Annotated in this window: 2 protein-coding genes; both read left to right on the forward strand. The window is 70.3% G+C overall.

All coding sequences use genetic code 11. From position 1 onward, the window contains the following. On the forward strand, positions 1–898 hold an 898-nt coding region (locus A5702_RS05690), incomplete at its 5' end, for a thiamine pyrophosphate-dependent enzyme (protein ID WP_231964999.1). Between the two features lie 38 nt (positions 899–936). Then, positions 937–2,795 (forward strand): accessory Sec system translocase SecA2 (secA2, locus tag A5702_RS05695; protein WP_068218954.1); only part of this gene is annotated, 1,859 nt, incomplete at its 3' end.

Here is a 2,795-nt window from a genome sequence, read left to right on the forward strand (position 1 = left end):
GGTGCCCGCCGATCACCCGTTGGCGTTCTCGCGGGTGCGCGGAAAAGCGTTGGGGGAGGCCGACCTTGCGCTGATCGTCGGCGTGCCGATGGACTTCCGGCTGGGCTTCGGGGCGGTGTTCGGGCCGCAGACGCGGCTCATCGTGGCCGACCGTGCCGAACCCGAACGCAAACATCCCCGCCCGGTCGAGGCCGAACTGTACGGCGACCTGTTGTCGATACTGGCGGCGCTGGCCCCCGGGGGCCGCAGCGACCACCAGGACTGGATCGACGAACTGCGGGCGGCGGAAACCGCGGCGCGGGCAAAGGAAAAGGCCGAACTCGCCGACGACCGCACCCCGCTGCATCCGATGCGGGTGTACTCCGAACTCGCGCCGATGCTGGATCGCGACGCCATCGTGGTGATCGACGCCGGCGACTTCGGGTCCTACGCCGGGCGGGTCATCGACAGCTACCAGCCGGGCTGCTGGCTGGACAGCGGCCCGTACGGCTGCCTCGGCTCGGGCCCCGGTTACGCCCTGGCCGCCAAGCTGGCCCGGCCGGACCGTCAGGTCGTCCTGCTGCAGGGCGACGGCGCGTTCGGCTTCAGCGGGATGGAATGGGACACCCTGGTCCGGCACAACGTGCCCGTGGTCTCGGTGATCGGCAACAACGGGATCTGGGGCCTGGAGAAGCACCCCATGGAGGCGTTGTACGGCTACTCGGTCGTGGCGGAACTGCGTCCCGGCACCCGCTACGACGAGGTGGTGCGCGCCCTGGGCGGCCACGGCGAGCTGGTCTCCGCGCCGGTCGAGCTGCGGCCGGCGCTGGAACGCGCCTTCGCCAGCGGCCTGCCGTCGGTGGTCAACGTCCTCACCGACCCGAGCATCGCCTATCCGCGCCGGTCCAACCTCGCCTGATGAGCCGGGTGGGTCCGCCCACCGCGTACCGTTGACCTGTGCCAAAGACCAGCCGCCCGCAACCCGGCCGCCTGAGCAGCCGATTCTGGAAACTGCTCGGCGCCAGCACCGAAAAGAACCGCAGCCGATCCCTTTCCCAGGTCACCGACTCGTCCGAGTACGACGAGGAGGCCGCCGGCCTCACGGACGAGCAGCTTCGCAAGGCGGCCGGGCTGCTCAAACTGGATGAGCTCGCGGAGTCCGCCGACATCTCGCAGTTCCTCGCGATCGCCCGGGAGGCGGCCGAACGGGCCACCTCGCTGCGCCCGTTCGACGTGCAGCTGCTGGGCGCGCTGCGCATGCTGGCCGGCGACGTCATCGAGATGGCCACGGGTGAGGGCAAGACGCTGTCCGGGGCGATCGCGGCCGCCGGCTACGCCCTCGCCGGGCGGCACGTGCACGTGGTGACGATCAACGATTACCTGGCCCGCCGCGACGCGGAGTGGATGGGCCCGCTCATCGAGGCGATGGGTTTGACCGTCGGCTGGATCACCGCCGAGTCGACCAGCGAGGAGCGCCGCGCCGCCTACGGCTGCGACGTCACCTACGCCTCGGTGAACGAGATCGGGTTCGACGTGCTGCGCGACCAGCTCGTGGTCGACGTCGACGACCTGGTGTCGCCGAACCCGGATGTGGCCCTCATCGACGAGGCCGACTCGGTGCTGGTCGACGAGGCCCTGGTGCCGCTGGTGCTGGCGGGCACCACCCACCGCGAGACGCCGCGGCTGGAGATCATCAAGCTGGTCGGCGAGCTTTCCCCGGACACCGACTACGACACGGACTCCGACAGCCGCAACGTCCATCTGACCGACGTCGGCGCGCGCAAGGTGGAAAAGGCGCTCGGCGGCATCGACCTCTATTCCGAGGAGCACGTCGGAACCACCCTGACCGAGGTCAACGTCGCGCTGCACGCGCACGTGCTGTTGCAACGCGACGTGCACTACATCGTCCGGGACGACGCGGTGCACCTGATCAACGCCGCCCGCGGCCGCATCGCGCAACTGCAACGCTGGCCGGACGGCCTGCAGGCCGCCGTCGAGGCGAAGGAGGGCATCGAGACCACCGAAACCGGCGAGGTGCTCGACACCATCACGGTGCAGGCGCTGATCAACCGCTATGACACCGTCTGCGGCATGACCGGCACCGCGCTGGCCGCCGGGGAGCAGCTGCGCCAGTTCTACAAGCTCGGCGTGTCGCCAATTCCCCCGAACGAACCCAACATTCGCGAGGACGAGTCCGACCGCGTCTACATCACCGCCGCCGCCAAGAACGACGCGGTCGTCGCGCACATCGCCGAGGTGCACGAGACCGGGCAGCCGGTGCTGGTCGGCACCCGCGACGTGGCCGAATCCGAGGAACTGCACGAGCGGCTGCTGCGCCGCGGCGTGCCCGCGGTGGTGCTGAACGCCAAGAACGACGCCGAGGAGGCGGAGGTCATCGCCGAGGCCGGCAAGTACGGGGTGGTCACCGTGTCGACGCAGATGGCGGGGCGGGGCACCGACATTCGGCTCGGGGGCTCCGACGAAGCCGACCACGACCGGGTCGCCGAGCTCGGCGGCCTGCACGTGGTCGGGACGGGCCGACACCACACCGAGCGGCTGGACAACCAGCTGCGCGGGCGCGCCGGACGGCAGGGCGACCCGGGCTCGTCGGTGTTCTTCTCCAGCTGGGAAGACGACGTCGTGGCGGCCAACCTCGACCACAACAAGCTGCCCATGGAAACCGACGAGGACGGCCGGATCGTCAGCCCCAGGGCGGCCGGGCTGCTCGACCATGCGCAGCGCGTCGCCGAGGGCCGGATGCTCGACGTGCACGCCAATACCTGGCGCTACAACCAGTTGATCGCCCAGCAGCGCGC

The sequence above is a fragment of the Mycobacterium sp. E3339 genome, assembly GCF_001666915.1.
GTDB lineage: Bacteria > Actinomycetota > Actinomycetes > Mycobacteriales > Mycobacteriaceae > Mycobacterium.